Genomic DNA, 21,635 nt, shown 5'->3' with positions numbered 1-21,635 from the left:
AAAACAATGACTTATAAAGAGGATTGCCCATACTGTAATTTCGCGGATGACCCGGAACAGCATATCATCCTTGAAAATGATACATGCTACTTTTTGCAGCATGACCGTCATCAAGGTGTGTTGGAAGGATCCGGCATCATCATTCCCAAAACCCACCGCGTGAACACATTTGAATTGACGAAGGAAGAATGGAATGACACTTACGAATTGATGCAGCAGGCGCAGGAATATCTGAAGCAGGAATATTCGCCTGACGGCTTCACGCTCGGCTGGAATGTCGGCGAAGCGTCGAATCAATCAATTCTGCACAGCCATTTCCATATCATCCCGCGTTACAACGATGAACCGTATGCCGGAAAAGGCTTGCGCCACTGGATCAAAAAGCCGGAAAACAAGCGTCCGCAGCATCAGAGTTAATTAACGTAATAAGCAATGCCGCAAAAAAGTACGTCTTCAGTGAGGGAGACGTACTTTTTTTGAATTTCTGTATCAACCTATTTTCACCACCTTAAATTTTCTGTATCCAATAATTTTTAGGAGAATTACCATTTATGGGAACTTTCTTCCTGTTGGTTCGTAGAAAAGAGTGGAAAGTAAAATACGGAGGTGCACATCATGTCGAAGCCGGCAATGCAATTAGTGAATTTAAAAAAGACGATTGGCAGCAAGCCGATTATCAAAGGACTGGATTTTGATATCAGGGCAGGCGAAGTGTTCGGGTTTTTAGGGCCGAACGGTGCAGGGAAGACGACAACGATCCGGATGATGGTTGGACTCATCGACATCACAGAAGGCGATGTCCTGATTGAAGGCAAAAGCATCAAAACCGATTTCAAAGGAGCGATCCAGCATGTCGGCGCTATCGTTGAAAATCCGGAGATGTATCCATTCCTGAGCGGCTGGAAGAATCTGAAGCAATATGCGCGGATGGTTGAAGGCGTCACAGATGAGCGGATCAAAGAAGTGGTTTCTCTGGTTGGACTGGAAAAGGCGATACACGAAAAAGCGGGGCGTTACTCACTTGGTATGCGCCAGCGTCTTGGAATCGCTCAGGCTTTATTGCATGGACCGTCGATTTTGATACTGGATGAGCCGACAAATGGGCTGGATCCATCAGGAATCCGTGAAATCCGGAAATACATACGCAATCTTGCGGAAAAAGAGAATGTGGCGGTTATCGTATCCAGCCACTTACTGACGGAAATCGAATTGATGTGCGACCGGATCGGCGTCATCAAAAACGGCGAATTGATCGCCATCAAAGAGGTCAGAGCGGTCGAGAACGAGGAAGCGCTGAAAGAAGTGTACATCGAAGTCGAACCGATGGATACGGCCAAAACCTACCTGGACGGCCATCTGGCCAATGAAGTCGGTGTCGGCAGCAAGGAACTTTCCATGTCGGTCAAACGGGAAGAGATTCCGCACATCCTGAAAAACCTGATGGAGCTGGGCATCAGCATTTACGGCGTCCGTGTCCTTCAGGCAACGCTGGAAGATAAATTCTTTGACCTGATTGGAGAGAATACGATTGAATAATTTCATGAAGCTGATCTGGAATGAACAGATCAAACTGTACGCGAAAAAAGGTACGTGGGTCATGTTTGCGGTGCTCCTCGTGATTGCCATCGGCGGAGGACTTATTACAAAATTTTTCGGAACCGAGTCGGATTTCAAAGAGTACGGGGATGGCTGGCAAACGGAATTGCAGGAAGAAAATGCGCAGCTGACTGCTGAAATGGCGGATGAAGAATTCGGCGGCTTCATGAATGACATGATTATTGCCGAAAACAATTACCATCTCGAAAATAACATCAAGCCGCAGCCTTATGACGGCTGGGAATATGTGCTTGAAAACAGTTTCCTCACTTCGGTCATCAGCCTGTTCACGATTATCGTGGCAGCGGGCATCATTTCAAACGAATTTAAATGGGGCACCATCAAATTACTGCTGATCCGCCCGATTTCGCGGACGAAGATTTTATTGTCCAAATACGTGTCCGTATTGATATTCGCTTTGACATTGCTCATATTCCTGCTGTTGGCATCCTGGTTAGTCGGCGCAGTATTATTCGGATTGAACGGCTTGAATCCGATGATCGTGCAGGACATGATGCCAGGCTACGCATATAATGATGTATTGGGTGAAATCGCGAAATCTTACGGCTTCAGCATCGTCACACTGGTGATGATGGCGACTTTCGCCTTCATGATTTCGGCTATCTTCAGAAGCAGCGGCATGGCAATCGGCCTGGCGATCTTCCTGATGATGGCGGGCAACACGATTGTCGCGTTCCTGTCGCAATACGAATGGTCGAAATTCATCCTGTTCGCCAACACCAACCTGCAACAATACACAAACGGTACGGAACCGATGATTTCTGGAATGTCGATGACCTTCTCGATCATCGTGCTGCTGGTCTACTTCGCCATCTTCATGGGCGCAGCGTGGGCAGCCTTTACGAAACGGGACGTAGCAGGAAATTAAAGCTTAACTTTGAATAAAACATTTAGGAGGAATAAATAATGAAACGTACAGCAGAAATCGTATTAGGAATTATTGGAGCGTTAGGTTATGCATTTATGGCGGCAATTGGAGGATTCATGCTCTGGATGCAGAACAATCGAGAACTAATGGAAGAAACGATGACGGGGACAGGCGACCCGACGACGGATCTGACAATGGATGAGTTCGATGCAATGATTGACTTGATGGGTGCAGGCGGATGGGTGCTTCTGGCATCAGCCATCGGCGCAATCGTTCTCGGAATCATTGCAATGGTCTTGCTGAAAGGCAACAGTAAGCCGGTCATCGCCGGCATCATCTTCATCGCCACTGCAGTTATAGTCTCGTTCGTTACAACAGGCGTCGGCGTCATTGCCGGTATTTTCTATCTGGTAGCCGGCATCATGTGCCTTGTGCGCAAACCGAAAACGACGTTGGAAATGTAATTCGGAATTGAAATGGGAGGCTTTTCGCGCAGCGAAAAGCTTCCTTTTTGGTTTTTGAAGTTTTTGGGATTTTTGGAGAGGGGATGTGTGGGTTGAAGAGATGGTTTAATCGGGGAACGGCGGTTTGCGTGCGATTAGAATGAAATGCGTGCGATTAAGACCAGCTTGCGTGCGATTAGAAGAAGATATGCGCGATTAAGAGAAAATACGCGCGATTAAAAAATTTTATGCGCGATTAGAAAAAAATACGCTCGATTAGCCATCACTTATGCGCGTTCCGCGAAAAAGCCCCCTGGAATCCAAAATTCCAGGGGGCTTGCGGGCGGTTAAAAATTTTTGCGGGCGGTTAGACAAAAATGCGGGCGATTAAAATTATTTGCGGGCGATTAATCGAAAATGCGAGCGATTAAAAAGTTTTATCGGCGTTCAGCAAAAATCCCCCTGGAAACAGAATTTCCAGGGGGATTGCCACAAATTATTTCTGTTGTCTAGGACGGATCAATATTTCATTCACATCGACATGCGCCGGCTGCTCAACGGCATACCCGATCGCGCGCGCGATGTCTTCCGCCTGCAGGAATTCCATGGACGGGCCATTCGAAAAGGCCGACAAGATATCCTTGTCCGTAATTGTTTCCGTAAGTTCCGTCGCAACGGCACCCGGTGACACGATTGTCGCACGGATGTTCATCGCAGGATCCAACTCCTGGCGCAATCCTTCCGTAATTGCGCGCACGGCAAATTTCGTGCCGCTATAAACTGCACTGCCTTTTGTGACATCATGTCCCGCCACGGAAGAAACATTGATGATGTGGCCCTCCTTACGCTCTTCCATATGCGGCAGGACGGCTGCGATACCGTAAAGCACACCTTTGATATTGACGTCGACCATGCGGTCCCACTCGTCAATCTTCAATTTATTCATGAATGATAAAGGCATCAAGCCCGCGTTGTTCAGCAGAACGTCGATTTGTCCGAACTGCTCGATAGTCGCTTCGGCCAACGCTTTCATTTCTTCGGCTGACGTAACGTCCGTCACTTTATAAGCCGCGCGTCCGCCGGCGTCTTCGATTTCCTTCTTCAATTCCACGAGGCGTTCTTCGCGCCGCGCCGCCAGCATGACGGAAAATCCTTTATTCGCCAACTCTTTTGCTGCTGCTTGTCCGATGCCGCTGCTGGCCCCGGTGATGATTGCTGTTTTGCTCATCTTCGATTCACTCCATTTCCATATATTGCATACGAATTGCCTTTCATTGAAATAAAACAGGCAAGAACCTTAAGAAGGTTCCTGCCCTTTAGTGTACGCTTGTCATTTTTTCAGTTCAATTTTAACGTCTCCGTTGATGTAGTTGGGGTAGGCGAACAATTCCATTTTGACGGGGTTGATATAGCCATCGTCATTGATATCGACTGTCCAGGAGCGAATATTGTCTTCCTTGAACCCCATTCCTTCCGACGCAACATCCACTTTCTTTCCATTTGCATCGGTTAGTCCTGCTCCGAGTCCAAAATTGAATTCTTCTTCAAGCGGAGTCTTTAAGGTTAATTCAAATCCGTCACGGCTTGAGTGGACCATCTCCAGATTGTCATCCTTCGGAGTATTGATCAATGAACCTTTTTCCGTATCAATGACAAGAGAAGCGTTTTCTTTGTCGACTGCCTGCATTTTATTGATCCGCAAATAAAGCTCTTCGGGAGTTTCGAAATAATTGCTTTGAAGGAAATAAACGTAATCACCATTTTCATCTTCGCCGCGGGAAGAAATCCCATTCATAATTGATCCCCAGACTTCGCCATTCTGATCTTCCAGGCGCATATCTTCAAATTGAAGAACTTTCATCGTATTTTTTGAATCGAATGAAATTCGAACACCAATACGCAGCGGGTGGATCGTAACGTCTTTTACGGTGAATTTCTGCCCTTCAACTTCAACTTCCTCATTCATCTCATAAACGATACTAGGCTTCACGTTTTCCGGAATTGTAAAAGGCACAGAAAAATCGAACTTAGTGCCATCCAATATTATCGGCAACTCCAAGGTGAAATTTAAATCTTCAAATTTGACCGGGTCCTGGAAAGTGAAGCCCAAAATATCGGAATATCTCCTCGGTGAATCTTCCTGAGTGATTGGATGATTATAAGAAATACTGGATGGCGGCACATCCTGCTGATTTTCTAAAGCAGGCCCTTCGATCACAATATCCCCCATCTCCACAGCCGACTCAATCGTATAAAAAATATTCATCCCCGACTCATCCAAAATAACTCCGTCAATCGTCAAAGTCGCGTTGCCAATCGTTTGCGACTCGCCGATCGGCTGGTAATATTCGTTTTCAAATACGCCTTGTAATCCTTTATCATTCTGGATCAATTCCACAAATTCCTCCATACCCGGAATCGAGGCCACCGCATTGGCAAAAGCGGGGGACACGCGGATCGTCGTCACCAAGGTCAGTATAATCAACGCCGCAGCCGCCAAACTCCAAAGGGTCCGCTTGCGCTTGGCCCGCGCTTGCAGCTTTTCACGTTTCGCCCGTTCCAGTCCCTGCATGATTGCGCCATCCGCCGCTTCCAAAGGAAGAGCGACCTGTTCAAGGCGATCTTTGAAACCAGTCAATTTCTGTTCCTCTTTTTCATACATGGTCCATCTCTCCTTTGCCTTCGAAATGGCTGCGCAGTGTCCGCAATGTTTTATGCAATCGTGATTTCACGGTGCCTTCCGGGATTTTCTCGAGGGCAGCGATGTCTTTGATTTTGACATCCTGAAAATACTTCATATAGATCAATTGCTGCTCATCGGCCGACAAGATGCTTAAAGCTTCCTGCAATTCCAGCTGCGTCAGGTTGTCAGATACAGCGGAATCCGCTGATTTTCCATCTCTGACGTAACGTTTGTCTTTCTTTAATTGATCCTGGCAATAGTTGATTGTAATGCGGATGAGCCAGGTCTTGGCATAAGCAGGTTCTTTTAAAGTGCCGATTTTCTTGAATGCACGATAAGTCGTCTCCTGCAATGCTTCCAGCGCATCGTGCTCGTTTTTCAGGAAAGCCAAAGCTGTCCGCAATAAGGCTTCTTTATGTATTTGCATCAACGTGACGAATGCTTCTTCATCACCTTTTATCGCTTTTCGGGCGACTTCAATATCGTCCACAACCCACACCCCATTTCTTTCCGGTTACACATTAGACACGGCAGTGCCGAAAAAGTTCATATGAAATAAAATATTTTATTCGCATAAAAAAATCCCGGTATCGAAACCGGGAGGGCTAATCTTCTGCCCGGACACCCCGGGCTCTTTTTAAGATGAACCAATTCATGAACAGGTAGACCGGATAAAGCAGAAGCACCAGGCCATAGCTGAAAATCCAGTGGATGTTGTCTTCCGCGGCATCCATAGTCATGGACTGGAACCAGCCGAAGATCAGCATCAAACTGAGCAGGCTGGCGATGAAAATGCTGACAAAACCGATCAAAAGATTCTCGGAAATCCGAGTGACAAACCAGGCGATCACCATACACAGGACAGCTGCAGCGGCTAGGAAGAAAATATATAAATTCAAAACCGTATCCACATCCACCCGCATTCCTCCTAAAACCATTTTTAGAATCAGCAATTGGAATAAAATCTTTAATAAAACCATTTTACCTCATCTGCCAGAAAATAGGGGTACGTTATGGCAAACAAATCAAAATGTTCCGAATTGCATTGTAATGAGGCGGTTTGAACGGTAATATTTACCTATACAAAGCGATCCGCTCAATCGATGAACTGCAGCTGCCAGGCATTTTCAGTTTACGCCCAACTCTTGTTCAAATACGCCCAACTCGCAAAAACTCAATAGAAAACCCGACTGAAAACGAAGGAGCGAACACTTATGAAACAAATTATCGCAATGGGCGGAGGCGGTTTCCTGATGGAACCGGAAAATCCGTTGCTTGACCGTTATATCTTGAAGCAGGTCGGAAAAGACAGGCCGAAAATCTGTTATGTCGGCACGGCCGCTGGCGACAATGAAAACATGATCCAGAATTTCTATAACTTCTTCAATGGGGAAAATTGCGAGACGAGCCATCTGTCTTTATTTAAGCCGCCGGTCAGGGACCTGGAAAGTTATGTGCTGGATAAGGACATCATATATGTAGGCGGAGGCAGCACGAAAAATCTGCTGGCCCTCTGGAGGGAATGGGGGCTGGATGAAATCATGCTCAAAGCGCTGGATCAGGGAATCGTCTTGGCCGGCATCAGCGCGGGATCGATCTGCTGGTTCGAGGAAGGCGTGACCGATTCCTATGGTGATAAGCTGGAGCCGCTGAAAGCGCTCGGTTTCCTGAGTGGCAGCAACTGTCCGCATTACGACGGCGAAGCCGAAAGACGGCCGACTTACCGGAAGCTGGTGGACGACGGCACATTGCAGCCGGGAATTGCCGCAGATGACGGAGCGGCCATTCATTACGTCAACGGAGAAATAAAGAGGATTGTCAGCTCCCGGCCAGAAGCGAAAGCGTATTTTGTGTCGCCAGGGAAAGAGGAGGAGCTGGAAACTCGATATTTAGGCGATGAATAAGATAGTTAACCCAAAAAACTCCGGCTAACACGAAAGGAAGACGAGCTATGCTTGAGGTGTTTCCGATTTATTCAGAAAAACTGAAGAATGAACGACTCATCCGGGTGTATACGCCACCGGCTTATCAGCATGAGCAGAAAAGCTACCCGGTCCTGTATATGCATGACGGCCAGAATGTTTTCAATGACGAAGATGCTATTGGCGGGTCCTCACTTCAACTGGAGAAATATTTGGATAGCAATGATCTGGAAATTATTGTGGTTGCCATCGATCAAAATAGTCCCGAGCGAAAAGACGAGTATTGTCCTTGGCCGAATAACGAGTACAGCCGTAAATTATTGGCCGATGAATCGCTGTCGTTTGGCGGCAAAGGGGGTTTATACAGCAGCTTTGTAGTGGAAGAACTAAAACCGTTGATTGACTATAAATACCGCACGCAGAAAAATCGGTCAGCAATGGCAGGTATTTCAATGGGAGGGCAGATCAGTCTTTATATTGCCTGTAAGTATCCACATGTTTTTAAAGATCTGATTATCTTATCAAGCGCTTTTTACGCGAATCAGGAAGAAATGGAGAATCTTTTGGAATCAGCGGATTTAACCGGTATTGACAGTTTTTATATGGACTGCGGAACTGAAGAGGCAGGTACTGGCAGTTTTATAAGCACGGAATTTCTGGCTTCCAACAAATCGATCCAGGAAATCGTACAACGGAAAATCCCGCACGCTTCATTCCAAGTGCTTGAAGGAAATGAACACCATTACCGGTTTTTTCAAAACAGGGTTCCAGCACTTTTTACCTTCCTGAATAAAGAAGACAAAAGAAAGTTAAAAAGGAAATATGGTGATCGTTCAGGCTGGAACAGATTGATAAAAAGGGATTTTAAACAAATGAAAATAGAAGATGGCAGCTTTGCCGGCGATGTTACACTGCTGACAATGAACCAAGTTTCAGCCCCAGCGATATTTAACTATCCGAGCAGTAAAGTGTGTGTGGTAGCCGATGGGTATAGCTGGCTTCAGCATTTTCCGGAAAATGAGCGTTTTTCGCTGACGACGGTATTTGATGACATGGACAATATTGTCCAATGGTATATCGATATTTGTCTGGAAAATGGCAATGAAAATGGCCGTCCCTGGATGGACGATCTGTATCTGGATATAGTCGTTCTACCTGATGGAGACATTATCCATAAAGATGCCGAAGAACTGGAAGCGGCTCTTGCAGATGGGGTTATTACAGAAGAATTTTACCGGATTGCATGGGCTGAGGCTAAACGGATAACGCTGCTTCTTGAACAGGATCGATTCGAATTGATCAAGAAAACAAAAGAGCATAGACTGCTTTTACTCGAGCAGTAATCTAAAAGAAGGTGCATTCATGAAATTCACATCAGAACCAATGACAAAAAGTATCGCCGCGGAAATTCTGAACTGGCGCTATTCCTATCCTTATGATTTTTATAATAATAGTGTGAACGACGAATCGATGAGTGAAATCATGGATGGTACATACTGGGCGGTCCGCAATGAAAAAGGGGAACTCTTCGGATTTTATTGTACCGGCAATTCCGCGCAAGTGCCGGCCGGCCGGATAATTGGTGTTTATCCTGATGGCTGCATCGATTTCGGCCTTGGCATGAAGCCGGCGGAGACGGGGCACGGCTTGGGCAGCGAATTTTTCGCTTATATAAAGCAGGAGATTCTCCAACAGCAGCCTGGCAGGCCATTGCGGCTGACAGTGGCCACATTCAATAAACGCGCCATCCGCCTTTACGAAAAGTTCGGATTCAAAAAAGAGGCTGAATTTAAGACGGACTTTGCGGTGTTTCTGACGATGGTGGAAAAAGACTGAAGCAAATGAGGCGGGATAGATGAGAATTACATTGCGGGAGGCAGCCGAATTCGACGCTGAGGCGATACACAGAATGCAGCTGGAAGCATTTGCGCCGTTGCTGAAAAAATACAGGGATTACGGCACGAGCCCTGCGACAGAACCGCTGGAAAAAACGGTCAGCCGCATCAAAAATCCTGACAGTCGTTATTACATGATTTTGGCTGAGAACGAACTGGCCGGCGCCATTCATATTGTGCGCAAAGAAAAACAGGGAAGCCTGTGGATCAGTCCAATATTTATTGGCACAGCCCACCAAGGAAAAGGCATTGCGCAAACTGCCATGACGATGGCGGAAGAGCAGTTCGCAGACGATAAAATTTGGGAACTGTCGACGCTCGCTGAAGAAGCGGGTAATTGCCATTTGTATGAAAAACTGGGATATCAGCGTACAGCCAAGGAACGGAAAATCAATGACAGAGCCACATTGGTTTATTACAAAAAGGAGATGAATTAGATGATCGATTATGTCATTAAAGCGTCAAAAGGCTATCCGGATAAAATCGGTGAGCTGGTGTCGATGCTGGAACATGCGCGTGCTGTCACCCTTTGGGAAATCGGCGGAATGACCCAGCAGCAACTGGATCATTTAAAAACACGCCACAGCAATTCGATTGGTGCGTTGCTGCTGCACATCGCCGCAATAGAAAAAGTGCATCAGGTGATATCGTTCGAGAAGCGGGATTTTACTGAAGAGGAGATGGCGTACTGGGGATCTGCAGTCGACCTTGGAGATGAAGGGAGACGCGATATCAAAGATCGTCCTCTCGAATTTTATCTTGAGGAACTGGCGGAAGTCCGGAAAGAAACTTTGAAACAGCTGAAGACGAAAGACGAAGCGTGGCTGTTCGAAGAAAATACGTGGCCGAATGGCGTCTCTTACAATAATTATTATCTTTGGTTCCATGTACTTGAAGATGAAATCAGCCATAGAGGACAGATTCGTATGCTAAAACGGGAAATGAAGCACCGGTAAATCTAACTATTACGTTAAAGTAGTGTTGGAAATAGAGAAAATCAGGGGGATGACAATGAAATTGTTCATAGCTATATTGTTAAGCACGATTCTCGGCTATTTTTTATTATTCTTCGGACCATTTGTCGGGGGGCTTCTGGCGTTCGGAATTGTATTAGGTCTTCTGATCAGAGGACTTATGCTGCTGAATGAAATCCATAAGATCATGATCGGCAAGAAACCCGGAAGATCAGTTCTTGATGAATACCTGGAAGAACGGAACAGGAAAGAAAATGCGGCTGAGTTTAAAATGTAAAGAAACTTAGGAATTCAATTTTAAAGCGTAATGGTGTAGTGTAGACTACCTATGAAGAGCTGAAATTACTGAAGAGGAAGTGGACCTCGATGATTACGTTACGTTATTTTGAAAAGAAGGACTTCAAGCAATTGACGGACTGGGTGGAGACAGCGGAGTTCATGCTGCAATGGGCGGGACCAAGCTTCGTCTATCCTTTGAATGAGTTTCAATTGAAGGAATATTTGAAAGACGCGAATAAGAAAGATTCAACTTCCTATATCTACAGTGTGATTGAAGAGGAGACACAAAAACTGGTCGGCCATGTTTCCTTGTCCCGGATCGACCGGAATAATCGATCTGCGCGTATTGGCCGCGTCATTTTGGGCGATCCGAACACAAAAGGCAAAGGCTTTTGCTGTCAGATGATCCAGCAAGTGCTGAAAATCGCTTTTGATGAGCTTAACTTGCACCGGGTCACACTGGGTGTCTTTGATTTCAATAAAGCGGCCATCGCCTGCTATGAAAAAGCCGGTTTCCAAAAAGAAGGCTTGATGCGCGATCACCAGAAATTTGGCGATGACTACTGGAGCCTTTGGGAGATGGGAATACTCGAAGACGAATGGCGGAAAATAACTGAACGTGCGTAAAGAAAAGGCGGAGCCAAAACGATGGCTTCGCCTTTTTCTCTGTCTTAACCAGCTGAAATAGGCTGAACGCCGATATAATTTCCTGAACATCGATAAACACTTCATCAATGTCGAAAACGTGATGTTATATAAAGCAATTACTCACCCTGCGACATCCTTTACAGCATCTTATCCGCCAAACGGATATTCACTTTCAAGTAATCGGGCAGCTCTTCATGCACCAGAATTTCATTAGTCGTCATCCACAAAACCTCATCGACTTCATCCGCACTTTTGGCAAAAGGCTCGCCAGTCCGGTGATGGCATATAAAGACGATATCGATTACGTTCACTCCTGAATCCGTCACAAATGAAGAACTGTTTACATAGTTAAGGCCAGAAACTTCACAGCCGACTTCTTCGAATATTTCCCGTTCAAGGGTTCTTTCGAGAATATCAGAGGAAAAGCCTTCGATATCACATTGTCCACCCACCAGTGACAAACTGCCTCCGGCATGTTCCTCTTTTTCACTTCTGCGGATCAACAGCCATTTGCCATTCCGGTGAATGGCGCCCTCCACGTTTACTGCAAACATTTAATTAACCCCTTTTATCTGATCTGAGCTTCAATAATCATAATATTTCCCGGGAAATACTCTCCGTGCCAAAACTCATTTCATTTTCTCATACTCCTGTACCATCGTATTATAATTCATGGCACCATAAGCAATATAACTGATTTTTCCTTCTGCATCAATCATGTATGACGTAGGGTAAGCTTTGACATTGTAGGCGGAAGAAATATCACCTTTCGGATCCATCAGAACCGGGAAAGTTAAGCCCATTTCTTCGACGAATTTGGCTACGCCATCTTCACTTTTTTCCGTATCGGTCAAGTTGACGGCGAGGATTTCGAGGTCTTCATTGTCATAGAGTTTCTGCATGTCCGGCATTTCAGCGCGGCATGGCGGGCACCAGGTAGCCCAGAAATTAACGAAGACCGGTTTGCCCCGGAAATCCGAAAGCCTTGCTTGTTCACTACTGAGAGTTTCAAGTGTGAAATCTGGTGCAGTCTTACCGACAGCGAGACCTGTGTCAGCAGATTCGCCGGAAGCAGCGGAAGATGCAACGTCATTTGGCTGATTGGCGGAATCAGTGCCGGTCATGGTGAAATCGTAGATGGCCCATGACAGCATGGCGCCGATGATAAGAAAGAATATAATTTTTTTCATAAGAAGCCTCCAAAATTTAATTTAAATCGGGATCGGGCCGGTCTGATGACCCAGTGACTAGCAATCCGAAACATGCGGCAAGAAACAATGCCAGGAACCAGGGTTCTACAATATAACCAAAAACGGATAGATACGGCAGCATGAAATGAATGGTAAAGAAGCCGGCTGCTGCGGCCGCCAGCACGATGCTGATTTGATTCAGCGGATCCATCCGTCCCTGCAAGCCATGGAACAACGCCAGTAAAAGGCCGAAGACCACCAGATAAGGGAGTGAAAAAGGGTTTTCACGCCAAGCCAACTGGATGAATTCATAGACAAACGAGGCAGCCAAAAAAATCTGCAGAAACGTATGGGCCAGCCGTCCACCGGCTAGTTTACCCTGTTTGGCTTTAACATAGATCAAGATGCCAGTAAAAAGCGCAGCCAGATAAAAAGCTTCCGAATTGCTTGGATAGGCAAGGACTGCAAGCGGGTCCTGGACAAATAAAGGCAAATTCAATAAAATTTTTGCGAGCCACAGGAACAGCACGAAGTTGATCAGCTGCGAAGTGATTTCACTGATTTGCTGTTTTCGCTGTTCTTTTGGCAAATTACTCAGCAGGTAAAAAGCCAGAAATGCAAGGGCAAAGCTGATTGCAATGATTAGAATGATGGTTAATTTACTGATGATGGCCATAAGAACCTCCGAAAAATAGTAGCTATCGTATACTATACAGGGTATATGAAAAAGTTTAATCAAATTTGCTTGGAAATGAAAGTGTGTCCATATGGATTTCATTTTCTTATAAAGCGGGAAATATTGTCAGACTATTACAGCTTCTGCTATAGTGTGAGTGAGGGCGGTATCCGAATGGAACTGCACCGGCAAAACGATCGCAAACTATAAAACATTCTGCCTTGATCAATCAATGACAGGGACGGAGGAAACCAGCCGATGAAAATCCTGTCCTTCTGTCCAATTTGGAACAGAAGGCTTTTTATGTCCGGTTTTCTTCCTGAAAAGGAGAGAAAAAATGATGAAGAACACAGCTGTATTTACGAAGATGAAAAAAGAAGGCGAGAAAATCGCCATGTTGACGGCTTATGATTACCCTTCCGCTAAAATCGCGGAAGAAGCGGGTGTGGATATTATCCTGGTCGGAGATTCACTCGGAATGGTCGTTCTCGGCTATGATTCCACAGTCAAAGTGACAATCGAAGATATGATCCATCACGGCAAAGCGGCACGCCGCGGAGCGCAGGACACATTTCTAGTGGTCGACATGCCGTTCGCTTCATTCCATGGGGATATTGACCGCACTTTGCAGAATGCCGTCCGTATTTTTCAGGAAACAGGTGCGGAGGCTTTGAAGCTTGAGGGGGCGGATGAAGTGACTGATGTCATCAGACTGCTGACACGAACCGGTATCCCAGTTGTGGCGCATCTGGGTTTATTACCGCAGACGGCGGGGGTGCTCGGTGGCTTTAAAGTGCAGGGCAAGACGGCTGACGCGGCCAAAAAACTGATTGAAGACGCGAAGGCATGTCAAGCGGCCGGCGCGTTCATGCTGGTACTGGAATGCATTCCGTATCAATTGGCCAAAGAAGTGACGGAAGCCGTATCGATTCCGGTCATCGGTATCGGCGCCGGCAGCGAGACGGACGGTCAAGTGCTCGTTTACCACGACACTGTTAAATACGGTTCGCATCATCTGCCGAAATTTGTCCGTTCCTATGCGGAAGCAGGGGACGTCATGAAAGCTGGATTGAGCACCTATGTCAGTGAAGTGAAGTCTGGTGCTTTCCCTGCAGAAGAGCACCGGTTCACGATGAAAGAAGAGGAACTTCAGCAATTATATGGCGGCAAAGCCTGAACATAAATAAATCCGAATCCCTGTAAATGGGATCCGGATTTTTTATCTAATTTATATTGTCATGCTTGAAAGTTCCAGCGTCAGCTTACGGATTCAAGAGGCTCAAGCGCTTTTAAACAGGCTGCCAGGCGCATCGCAAAATCTTTCGGGCATTCCATGGATTCCAAATGCAAACAAACGATATTGGGATTGGTTTCGCAACGCTGCTTAAAATTGACGGGAAGCGGTATATAAAAATCGGACCAAGCCGCTGTAAAGGCTGGCAATTCTTCCGGCAATAGAAGGATTTCCGCTATATTCAAAGCGTGGCCATTATCTTTCAAGTTCTTAAAGGAAATATCCAGCTCCAAGATACAAGAGAAATTATTCTGGTCCGTGTGGATATTCAACCGTCTTTTCTTCTTGACAACACATGTCTCCCCTAAAACTTCAACCTCTGCATCAAGCAAGGCGGCGACTTCATCCGCTGTTTCCTGTAAACGGTTCATAATACTCTCTCCTTCCTTTTTTATCCAATAAAACTCACTAAAAAACGCCAAAAAAGAATCCAATGATCCTTTCCGGCGTTGTCAGCAGCACAATTGTCTGTGTCATCCTGTCCGAAGTTCGCTGATATTATATTTTATATTTGCTAAACATGAATAGACAAAATAAGCAGAAACGCTAATTGTTTTCCGACTCCTGTACTTCTATTTCCAATTTCAGTATCCAATCAAACCTAAATATAAAAAATAGGTTCTTAAGTCATGCCAAGAATAGAATGAGGTAAGCCGGAATCGAAAAAACCGTCTCCTGCATGGCAGGAAACGGCCGGGGTGTAGAAGATATTCAGAGATTTATTCGCTGAGCTGCTCTTGCCTCGCGGCGTCCTCTTCAGTCCGGACAACAAGGACGTCACATTTCGCAAAACGTACTATGCTTTGGGAAATGCTGCCCATGATGATCCGTTCCGCACCTGTCAGTCCCGTTGCACCGCAGATGATCAGGTCGGCGCCGGTCCGTTCAGCTATTTCTTTCGGAATGACGGATTTGGTGACTCCATATTCGACGATGACATTCACGGTTTCAACGCCTGCTGCTTCAGCTTCCTGTTTGTGCTTCGCCAAGAGATCCCGAGCTTCAATTTTCGCGCGTTTTGCACTATTTTTGTCATACGCTTCCACCATACCAAAAGAACGGTTGTCGATAATATTGACCAGATTCAGCACAGCGTTATTGCGCAAAGCGATGTCTACCGCTTTTTTATACGCCCATTCCGCTTGCCGTGAGCCGTCTAAAGCTACCAGTATATGAGAATATTTAAGAGTCATTCCAATCTCCTCCTTAAACCTCTTGTCTTTAACCAATTCTCTATCTCATTTCAATCTTCCTTCTTTTTCATGATAAATAGTTATATTTGATGCAGCAGAAGGTTTTCATTTTAATAGGAAATAAATACAAAAAATTTACGTCAAAAAACTGTTAATATGATATTCTTAACCTAAGATATTCAAGGAAAGTTGGAGCAATTTGAATAAAAAAAATACGGAAATCGGAATACATGAAGCGTTGCTGGGAAATGGCGCCATCCGCCACACCAGCAGAAAATATTCCAAAGGAAGCTACCTGTTCCGGGAAGGCGATCCGATCAGAGGCATCTACCTGGTGAAGGCGGGGAAAGTCCAAATCGGAAAGGTGACGCCTGAAGGCCGGGAGCTGACTTTGAAGATTTGCGGAGTTGATCAGATGGTCGGTGAAATCACGGTGTTCTCAGGACCTTCCAAGTACCGGCTGGATGCCAAAGCGGTTGAAGATACCGAATGCCTAAAGATCACGATTGAAGATCTGGAAGAAGCATTGCAGCGGGATCAGGAACTGGCCATGGCATTTATGCGCTGGACCGGTATGGATCAGCAAAAGACTCAGACGAAATTCCGCGATCTTTTGCTGCATGGCAAAAAGGGTGCGCTGTACTCGACACTGATCCGCCTCAGCAACAGCTACGGCGTAAGCCATCCTGAAGGGGTCCTCATCGATATGGTGCTGACCAATCAAGAGCTGGCCAATTTCTGCGGCATGACGCGCGAAGTGGTGAACCGGATGCTGAGTGATCTGAAAAAAGATGGCGTCGTTTCCATGAAAGACGGCAAACTCGTCATCCACCAGATTCCCAGACTGAAAGACGAGATCAATTGTGAAGAATGCCCGATTTATTTATGCAAAATCGATTAGGAAGCCGAACCGGAGACGGGGAGGCTTCTTTTTTTGCGGAAAAATTTTATTGCGTGCGATTAAATCAGGATGCGTGCGATAAAGAATGGTTTGCGTGCGATTAAATCAAAATGCGTGCGATAAAAAGCAATTTGCGTGCGTTCAGGTACATCGGCAGGCTGCCGATGGGACTCTTCGTCATTTTTTGTCCGAAAATTGACAACTTCACTAAAAACTTGTCCAGGTGTGATATTTATCACAATGCAACGGAACAGAAAAGCATAAGCTGACAATATAGAACGAATGACGTAAGAGGTGAAAATAGATGAGCAAAAATAATGAGCATGATGGAATGGATCTGCGAGGGACGCTTGCCAGTGTAATGGTTGTGGGTGTCATCATCGTCGTGATGTGGGTTGTAGTTTATATGATGTATATAAGCAGATAGAGAAAGAAGCAGAGGGGAGAAATTTTTAATGCATTTGCATAAATTTGAAAAGATTTGGCTGGTTTTTGGAATTATATCTTTAATTGTATTCTTAAGCATTGTAGGCGTTACGGCATTTTCGCAAGACCATCATCCGTCAGGCGGGATGGATACGATCGACCCGAAGAAAGTCGATCAAACAGCACCATTCGATAATCCGGGTGTTACCCAAATCGATGATGACACGTATCAGGTGGCGATTGTCGCCAGTGCGTTCAGCTACACGGCACCGGAATTGCGCGTGCCGGCAGGCAAAGAAATCATTTTTAAAGTGACAAGCAAGGACGTCGTCCACAGTTTCACGATCGACGACACAAAAGTGAATATGATGGTCGTTCCGGGCCAGATTACGACACGTGCCTATACTTTCGATAAACCCGGCAAGTATTTAATTCTCTGCAATGAATACTGCGGAACGGGCCACCATTTTATGTTTACAGAAATTGAGGTGTACTAAGCATGATCGCTCTGCAAGATCGCAAATTAGCATTATGGTATATCGGCGTTGCCTACATCGCCTTCCTGATTGGAACACTGATGGGACTGCTGCAAGTCTTCATCCGCAACGATAAACTCGATTTGCCCGCATGGCTTGATTATTATCAAATTCTAACGGCACACGGTGTGCTGCTCGCACTTATTTATACAACGTTCTTCATCTTTGCATTCTTTGTTACCGGCATGAGCAAGAGCCTCGGCACATTCGGGCCGAAAGTAAGACTCGTTTCCTGGATCGGTTTTTGGGTGACGCTGATCGGTACAGTCATGGCGACTGTCATGATCGTCGCTGGTGAAGCATCGGTTCTGTACACTTTCTACGCACCGCTGAAAGCAAGCGGCTGGTACTACGTCGGCCTGGCGCTGTTCGTAGTCGGCACTTGGATCTCCAGTTTCGCGCTGATCGGCCATTACCGCGTATGGCGCAAAAATAATAAAGGCCAATTGAGCCCGTTATTCGCATTCATGACAGTCACAACCATCGTACTATGGCTGATCGCTTGTCTGGGTGTTGTTGCAACCGTGCTGTTCCAATACATTCCTTGGGCTTTCGGCTGGACAGATACGATCAATGTCGAATTAAGCCGGTCGTTGTTCTGGTATTTCGGACATCCACTCGTATATTTCTGGTTATTGCCGGCATACATTGCCTGGTATGTAATCGTACCGAAAATCCTGGGCGTCAAAGTTTTCAGTGACTCGTTAGCCCGTCTGGCATTTGTACTATTCATCCTGTTCTCGATTCCGGTCGGTTTCCACCATCAATTAACAGAACCGGGCATCTCGAACTTCTGGAAATTCCTGCAGGTCGTCTTAACGTTCATGGTTATTATCCCATCACTTATGACAGCCTTCACAATGTTCGCGAACTTTGAAATTTCAGGACGCAAAAAAGGTGCAACCGGCCTGTTCGGCTGGTTCAAGAAATTGCCTTGGAAAGACGTTCGCTTCACATCGATCTTCATCGCCATGGCATTCTTCATTCCCGGCGGAGCAGGCGGTATCATCAACGCAAGTTTCCAATTGAACGAAGTTGTCCATAACACGCTTTGGATTGTCGGGCATTTCCATATCACGGTCGGTACACCGGTCGCGATGACATTCATGGGTCTCACATTCTGGCTCATCCCGTACTTGACTGGCCGTAAATTCACTAAAGCCATGCAGAAGCTGGCATTCGTCCAGATCATCACCTGGTCAATCGGCATGCTGCTCATGTCGACTTCCCAGCATATTCTGGGCTTGCTCGGTGCTCCGCGCCGGACGGCTTTCTCGAATTACAATAATCACCCGAGCGCACTGGAATGGTTCGATGGCATCCTCACTAGCCATGTAACAATGGCAGTCGGAGGAAGCATCCTGTTCCTGTCCGCCATGATCCTGATCTACATCGTCGTCATGTCGATGTTCCTGTCACCGAAAGCATTGAAAGTGGAAGACCAGGTCGAATTCCCGATGGCCGAAAGCGACAAGACAAATACACCGAAATGGCTTGAAAACTGGTGGATCTGGATCGGCATCGCTTTTGCTTTAATCATCATCGCCTACGCGATCCCGCTTTCTTCCATGATCATGCATGCACCACCTGGTTCAGAAGGATTCAAAACTTGGTAGGAGTTGAATAATTATGTTCACAATGGTCATTTCCATGATGCTGATTTTCATTCTCTTCACAGCTATATTGGTCGAAACAAGCGTTTCTGACGAGGAATAAAGAGAAATAGTGGAGTTAAAGAGCCAGCTGTCTGCGGACAGCTGGCTTTTTGGTGTGTGGTTTTGGTTTTTAACGGAAATTCGGGTAAAAGATACGGGTTTTTATAGAAGAATAGCCTGAGGGAAGAGGAATCTTGCTGCATCTTGGCAGTTATGTGCGGTGAGCCGATTTTATGTGCGGTGAGGAACATTTGTGTGCGGAAAAGAAGTTTTATGTGCGGTGGCAGGAAAATATGTGCGCAGTGCTAATTTTACGAGATTTTCACCAATTATATGTGCTCCGAATTTCAGATACTCTAAAATTCCAGATCCGCCACACCCAAAACCCAAGAACAACAGCGGATGTTTTTCGCCGCGCGAAAAACTCCAATCCCTTAAAGGAAGGCTTCGCGTCCGCGAAGCCTTTTTCATCTAAAAGGACTTATGGGGCAAAGAAAATCTCGCCCTTAAGAAGTTGGGATAAGAAGAGCAATTAGGTTTTTCTCGGATTCGACTAATTGCCATCTACTATAGAAGGGAAATTCATGAGAATAGTAATGTTTAAGCTGATTTTATTTCTAAAGGCTGAATTTGAGGTAAGGACGTCTGCTAGATGAGAATATTTTGATGGGTAAAGAGGAAATTACTCTTTTGAAAAGTTTTGTGGGCGGGAGAGCCGGGTTTGTGCGCGGCAAAGCACCGGTTATGCTCAACTAAATATTTGTATGCCAAAAATGATACTTTCTTGTCGCCGCCAAACCTCATCCCAATCCCTTAAAGGAAGGATTCGCGGAGGCGAAACCTCCCCCAACCAAATCATCCTCCCAAACAAAAAAGAGCAAACACCCAAAGGTGCTTGCTCTTGCTCATTTATGATCAGTTAAAGTAGTTTAATGGGTTGACTGCGTTTGTGCGCGCGCCGTTCCATGGGCCTACGTGTACTTCAAAGTGAAGGTGAGGACCGCTTGAGCGTCCTGTGCTGCCCATTGCGCCGATGCGGCCGCCCTGGGAAACGAATTGGCCTTGCCCAACAGAAATTGAATTCAAGTGAGCGTATACTGTTGCGTGTGTTTTACCGTTGATGGAATGCGTCATCATGACAACATTACCGTAAGATCCCATAGATCCTGCATAAGTTACATAACCAGATGCTGCTGCACTGATAGTTGTTCCAGTACCGTTGGCAATATCAATACCGTAATGGAACTCTCTAGCTCCGAAAATTGTACGGTAGCCGAATGGTGATGAGATGCGGCCTGATGCTGGACGGATGAATCCTGAGCTTACTGCTTCAGTTGGAGCTGAAACGACTGGTGCAGGTGCACTTACTTTTTCTTTCTCTGCCGCTTCACGCTTAGCTGCTGCTTCGCGTTCGTTGGCTGCCTGGCGCTCAGCTTCGTTTTTCGCTGCTGCGCGTTCAGCTGCCGCACGTTCTTCTGCTGCTCTTTCAGCCGCAGCACGTTCTGCCGCTGCTTTCTCGGCTGCCGCTTTTTCAGCTGCTGCACGTTCAGCCGCCGCTTTTTCAGCCGCCGCGCGCTCAGCTGCTAATTTAGCCTGGCGCTCTTCTTCAGCTTTGCGTGCCAATTCAGCAAGACGAGCTTGCTCTGCCGCAATTTGGTTTTCCAATTCTGCGCTGACTTCGATAACGTCCGCGTATTCTTCAGTCATTTCGCCTTTTTCGCTTTCAAGTCGTTTCTGTTCTGCTTTCAACTCTTCAGCAAGAACGCCCTGTTGTTTTTTCTGGCTGTCCAGATCAGACTTCAAGCTTTTCAGCTCAGCGTTGCGAGCTTCCTGCTGCGCAAGTTTTGACTCGACAGAAGCTTTCTGTTCTGCCAGCAATTCTTTATCTGCTGCCTGTTCACGCATGATTTCGCGGTCTGCGTCGATCAATGTGCTGACGGCAGAGAAACGGTCGATGAAGTCAACAAAGCTGTTGGCGCCAAGAAGGACGTCTATGTAGTCAACAGATCCGCCGCTCAATTGGATTGCGCGTGCGCGTTCCTGCAACAATGCAGTGCGTTCTTCGATTTTGATCTTCAATTCTTCGATTGAAGCTCTCAATTCTTCGATTTCAGCTTTAGTTGTATCGATATCGGCTTGGACACTGTTGATCTTGCCTTCAGTTTCCTCGACTTTATTGTTCAATTCCTGGATTTTCCCAAGGATTGTTTCCAATGTTGATTTGGTAACTTTGATTTCTTTGTCTTTTTCTTTGATGCCTGAGTTCAATTCAGCTTTTTTCTGCTCGGCTTCCTGTTGTTGCTGTTCAAGTTTGTTTAATGTATTGGCATTGACATCGGCAGTCGGCAATAAAAGCGAGATAGCTAATAATGATGAAACCCCAGACAACATCCATTTCGACTTCAAGTTCAAGTTGTTTTTCCCCTTTCGAATTT

26 protein-coding genes are annotated in these 21,635 nt (G+C 46.0%); 16 read left to right on the top strand and 10 right to left on the bottom strand.

The features are described from left to right. Positions 1-6 precede the first annotated feature (6 nt). The 4 genes from D2910_RS07700 (at position 7) to D2910_RS07685 (ending at position 2,949) form a co-directional block, all read left to right on the top strand. Positions 7-417, top strand: coding sequence for an HIT family protein (locus D2910_RS07700; protein WP_117313010.1), 411 nt, complete (start codon positions 7-9; stop codon positions 415-417). Between the two features lie 198 nt (positions 418-615). Then, the gene (locus D2910_RS07695; protein ID WP_117313009.1) at positions 616-1,536 is read left to right on the top strand and encodes an ABC transporter ATP-binding protein; all 921 of its coding nucleotides are present in this window, start codon (positions 616-618) and stop codon (positions 1,534-1,536) included. Further along, positions 1,529-2,485 carry an ABC transporter permease gene (locus D2910_RS07690; RefSeq protein ID WP_117313008.1) on the top strand — a complete coding sequence of 319 codons (957 nt, stop codon included), beginning with the start codon at positions 1,529-1,531 and terminating at the stop codon, positions 2,483-2,485. The genes D2910_RS07695 and D2910_RS07690 overlap by 8 nt, the downstream gene beginning before the upstream one ends. 38 nt (positions 2,486-2,523) lie before the next feature. Beyond that, complete coding sequence (locus tag D2910_RS07685) at positions 2,524-2,949, top strand: DUF4064 domain-containing protein (protein WP_117313007.1); 426 nt, start codon at positions 2,524-2,526, stop codon at positions 2,947-2,949. A 475-nt stretch (positions 2,950-3,424) separates the two neighbouring features. On the opposite strand, the gene D2910_RS07680 is transcribed toward D2910_RS07685, so the two are convergent. From D2910_RS07680 to D2910_RS07665, 4 genes are all read right to left on the bottom strand, one after another. Next, the gene (locus D2910_RS07680; protein WP_117313006.1) at positions 3,425-4,156 is read right to left on the bottom strand and encodes an SDR family oxidoreductase; all 732 of its coding nucleotides are present in this window, start codon (positions 4,154-4,156) and stop codon (positions 3,425-3,427) included. Between the two features lie 102 nt (positions 4,157-4,258). Then, on the bottom strand, positions 4,259-5,590 hold the full coding sequence (locus tag D2910_RS07675; protein ID WP_117313005.1) for a DUF4179 domain-containing protein: 1,332 nt from the start codon (positions 5,588-5,590) through the stop codon (positions 4,259-4,261). After that, complete coding sequence (locus D2910_RS07670) at positions 5,583-6,101, bottom strand: sigma-70 family RNA polymerase sigma factor (RefSeq protein ID WP_084243551.1); 519 nt, start codon at positions 6,099-6,101, stop codon at positions 5,583-5,585. Before D2910_RS07670 ends, D2910_RS07675 begins: the two co-directional genes overlap by 8 nt. A gap of 115 nt (positions 6,102-6,216) precedes the next feature. Continuing rightward, complete coding sequence (locus D2910_RS07665; protein ID WP_101801083.1) at positions 6,217-6,528, bottom strand: hypothetical protein; 312 nt, start codon at positions 6,526-6,528, stop codon at positions 6,217-6,219. 297 nt (positions 6,529-6,825) lie between these two features. Here D2910_RS07665 and D2910_RS07660 point away from each other — a divergent pair, with 297 nt between their 5' ends. From D2910_RS07660 to D2910_RS07630, 7 genes are all read left to right on the top strand, one after another. Beyond that, on the top strand, positions 6,826-7,515 hold the full coding sequence (locus tag D2910_RS07660; protein ID WP_117313004.1) for a Type 1 glutamine amidotransferase-like domain-containing protein: 690 nt from the start codon (positions 6,826-6,828) through the stop codon (positions 7,513-7,515). 47 nt (positions 7,516-7,562) lie between these two features. Beyond that, positions 7,563-8,876, top strand: a complete 1,314-nt coding sequence (locus D2910_RS17050; RefSeq protein WP_240633574.1) for an alpha/beta hydrolase-fold protein — start codon at positions 7,563-7,565, stop codon at positions 8,874-8,876. A gap of 19 nt (positions 8,877-8,895) precedes the next feature. After that, a complete protein-coding gene (locus D2910_RS07645; protein ID WP_117313003.1) occupies positions 8,896-9,369 on the top strand; it encodes a GNAT family N-acetyltransferase in 474 nt (157 codons plus the stop codon). 19 nt (positions 9,370-9,388) lie between these two features. Continuing rightward, complete coding sequence (locus D2910_RS17015; RefSeq protein ID WP_205854593.1) at positions 9,389-9,865, top strand: GNAT family N-acetyltransferase; 477 nt, start codon at positions 9,389-9,391, stop codon at positions 9,863-9,865. Next, positions 9,866-10,384 carry a DinB family protein gene (locus D2910_RS17010; protein WP_205854592.1) on the top strand — a complete coding sequence of 173 codons (519 nt, stop codon included), beginning with the start codon at positions 9,866-9,868 and terminating at the stop codon, positions 10,382-10,384. Between the two features lie 55 nt (positions 10,385-10,439). Continuing rightward, on the top strand, positions 10,440-10,679 hold the full coding sequence (locus D2910_RS07635) for a hypothetical protein (RefSeq protein WP_117313002.1): 240 nt from the start codon (positions 10,440-10,442) through the stop codon (positions 10,677-10,679). A gap of 89 nt (positions 10,680-10,768) precedes the next feature. Next, positions 10,769-11,308, top strand: a complete 540-nt coding sequence (locus tag D2910_RS07630; protein WP_117313001.1) for a GNAT family N-acetyltransferase — start codon at positions 10,769-10,771, stop codon at positions 11,306-11,308. A gap of 158 nt (positions 11,309-11,466) precedes the next feature. On the opposite strand, the gene D2910_RS07625 is transcribed toward D2910_RS07630, so the two are convergent. The 3 genes from D2910_RS07625 to D2910_RS17005 form a co-directional block, all read right to left on the bottom strand. Further along, positions 11,467-11,883 carry an NUDIX domain-containing protein gene (locus D2910_RS07625; RefSeq protein WP_117313000.1) on the bottom strand — a complete coding sequence of 139 codons (417 nt, stop codon included), beginning with the start codon at positions 11,881-11,883 and terminating at the stop codon, positions 11,467-11,469. Positions 11,884-11,958: 75 nt separating this feature from the next. Beyond that, a complete protein-coding gene (locus D2910_RS07620) occupies positions 11,959-12,519 on the bottom strand; it encodes a peroxiredoxin family protein (protein WP_117312999.1) in 561 nt (186 codons plus the stop codon). A gap of 16 nt (positions 12,520-12,535) precedes the next feature. Continuing rightward, positions 12,536-13,195: a hypothetical protein gene (locus D2910_RS17005; protein ID WP_205854591.1), complete on the bottom strand. Its 660-nt coding sequence runs from the start codon at positions 13,193-13,195 to the stop codon at positions 12,536-12,538. Between the two features lie 340 nt (positions 13,196-13,535). Between D2910_RS17005 and panB the strand changes: the two genes are divergently transcribed. Continuing rightward, positions 13,536-14,372 carry a 3-methyl-2-oxobutanoate hydroxymethyltransferase gene (gene panB / locus D2910_RS07610; RefSeq protein ID WP_117313086.1) on the top strand — a complete coding sequence of 279 codons (837 nt, stop codon included), beginning with the start codon at positions 13,536-13,538 and terminating at the stop codon, positions 14,370-14,372. Positions 14,373-14,452: 80 nt separating this feature from the next. On the opposite strand, the gene D2910_RS07605 is transcribed toward panB, so the two are convergent. Continuing rightward, positions 14,453-14,860, bottom strand: a complete 408-nt coding sequence (locus tag D2910_RS07605; protein ID WP_117312998.1) for a DUF1259 domain-containing protein — start codon at positions 14,858-14,860, stop codon at positions 14,453-14,455. 348 nt (positions 14,861-15,208) lie between these two features. Continuing rightward, complete coding sequence (locus D2910_RS07600) at positions 15,209-15,682, bottom strand: universal stress protein (protein WP_084243563.1); 474 nt, start codon at positions 15,680-15,682, stop codon at positions 15,209-15,211. 226 nt (positions 15,683-15,908) lie between these two features. Here D2910_RS07600 and D2910_RS07595 point away from each other — a divergent pair, with 226 nt between their 5' ends. The 4 genes from D2910_RS07595 (at position 15,909) to D2910_RS07580 (ending at position 19,161) form a co-directional block, all read left to right on the top strand. After that, the gene (locus D2910_RS07595) at positions 15,909-16,583 is read left to right on the top strand and encodes a Crp/Fnr family transcriptional regulator (protein WP_372869688.1); all 675 of its coding nucleotides are present in this window, start codon (positions 15,909-15,911) and stop codon (positions 16,581-16,583) included. A 304-nt stretch (positions 16,584-16,887) separates the two neighbouring features. Beyond that, a complete protein-coding gene (locus D2910_RS07590; RefSeq protein WP_117312997.1) occupies positions 16,888-17,010 on the top strand; it encodes a cytochrome c oxidase subunit 2A in 123 nt (40 codons plus the stop codon). Positions 17,011-17,038: 28 nt separating this feature from the next. Next, positions 17,039-17,506 carry a cytochrome c oxidase subunit II gene (locus D2910_RS07585; protein WP_084243566.1) on the top strand — a complete coding sequence of 156 codons (468 nt, stop codon included), beginning with the start codon at positions 17,039-17,041 and terminating at the stop codon, positions 17,504-17,506. A 2-nt stretch (positions 17,507-17,508) separates the two neighbouring features. Beyond that, a complete protein-coding gene (locus D2910_RS07580) occupies positions 17,509-19,161 on the top strand; it encodes a b(o/a)3-type cytochrome-c oxidase subunit 1 (protein ID WP_117312996.1) in 1,653 nt (550 codons plus the stop codon). A gap of 954 nt (positions 19,162-20,115) precedes the next feature. On the opposite strand, the gene D2910_RS07570 is transcribed toward D2910_RS07580, so the two are convergent. Further along, positions 20,116-21,591 carry a murein hydrolase activator EnvC family protein gene (locus tag D2910_RS07570; RefSeq protein WP_377280310.1) on the bottom strand — a complete coding sequence of 492 codons (1,476 nt, stop codon included), beginning with the start codon at positions 21,589-21,591 and terminating at the stop codon, positions 20,116-20,118. Positions 21,592-21,635 lie beyond the last annotated feature (44 nt).

The organism is Planomicrobium okeanokoites (assembly GCF_003428875.1).
Taxonomy (GTDB): Bacteria; Bacillota; Bacilli; order Bacillales_A; family Planococcaceae; genus Planococcus; species Planococcus okeanokoites.
The sequence above is the reverse complement of the archived record's forward strand: the minus strand, read 5'-3'. Positions and strand labels throughout refer to the sequence as shown.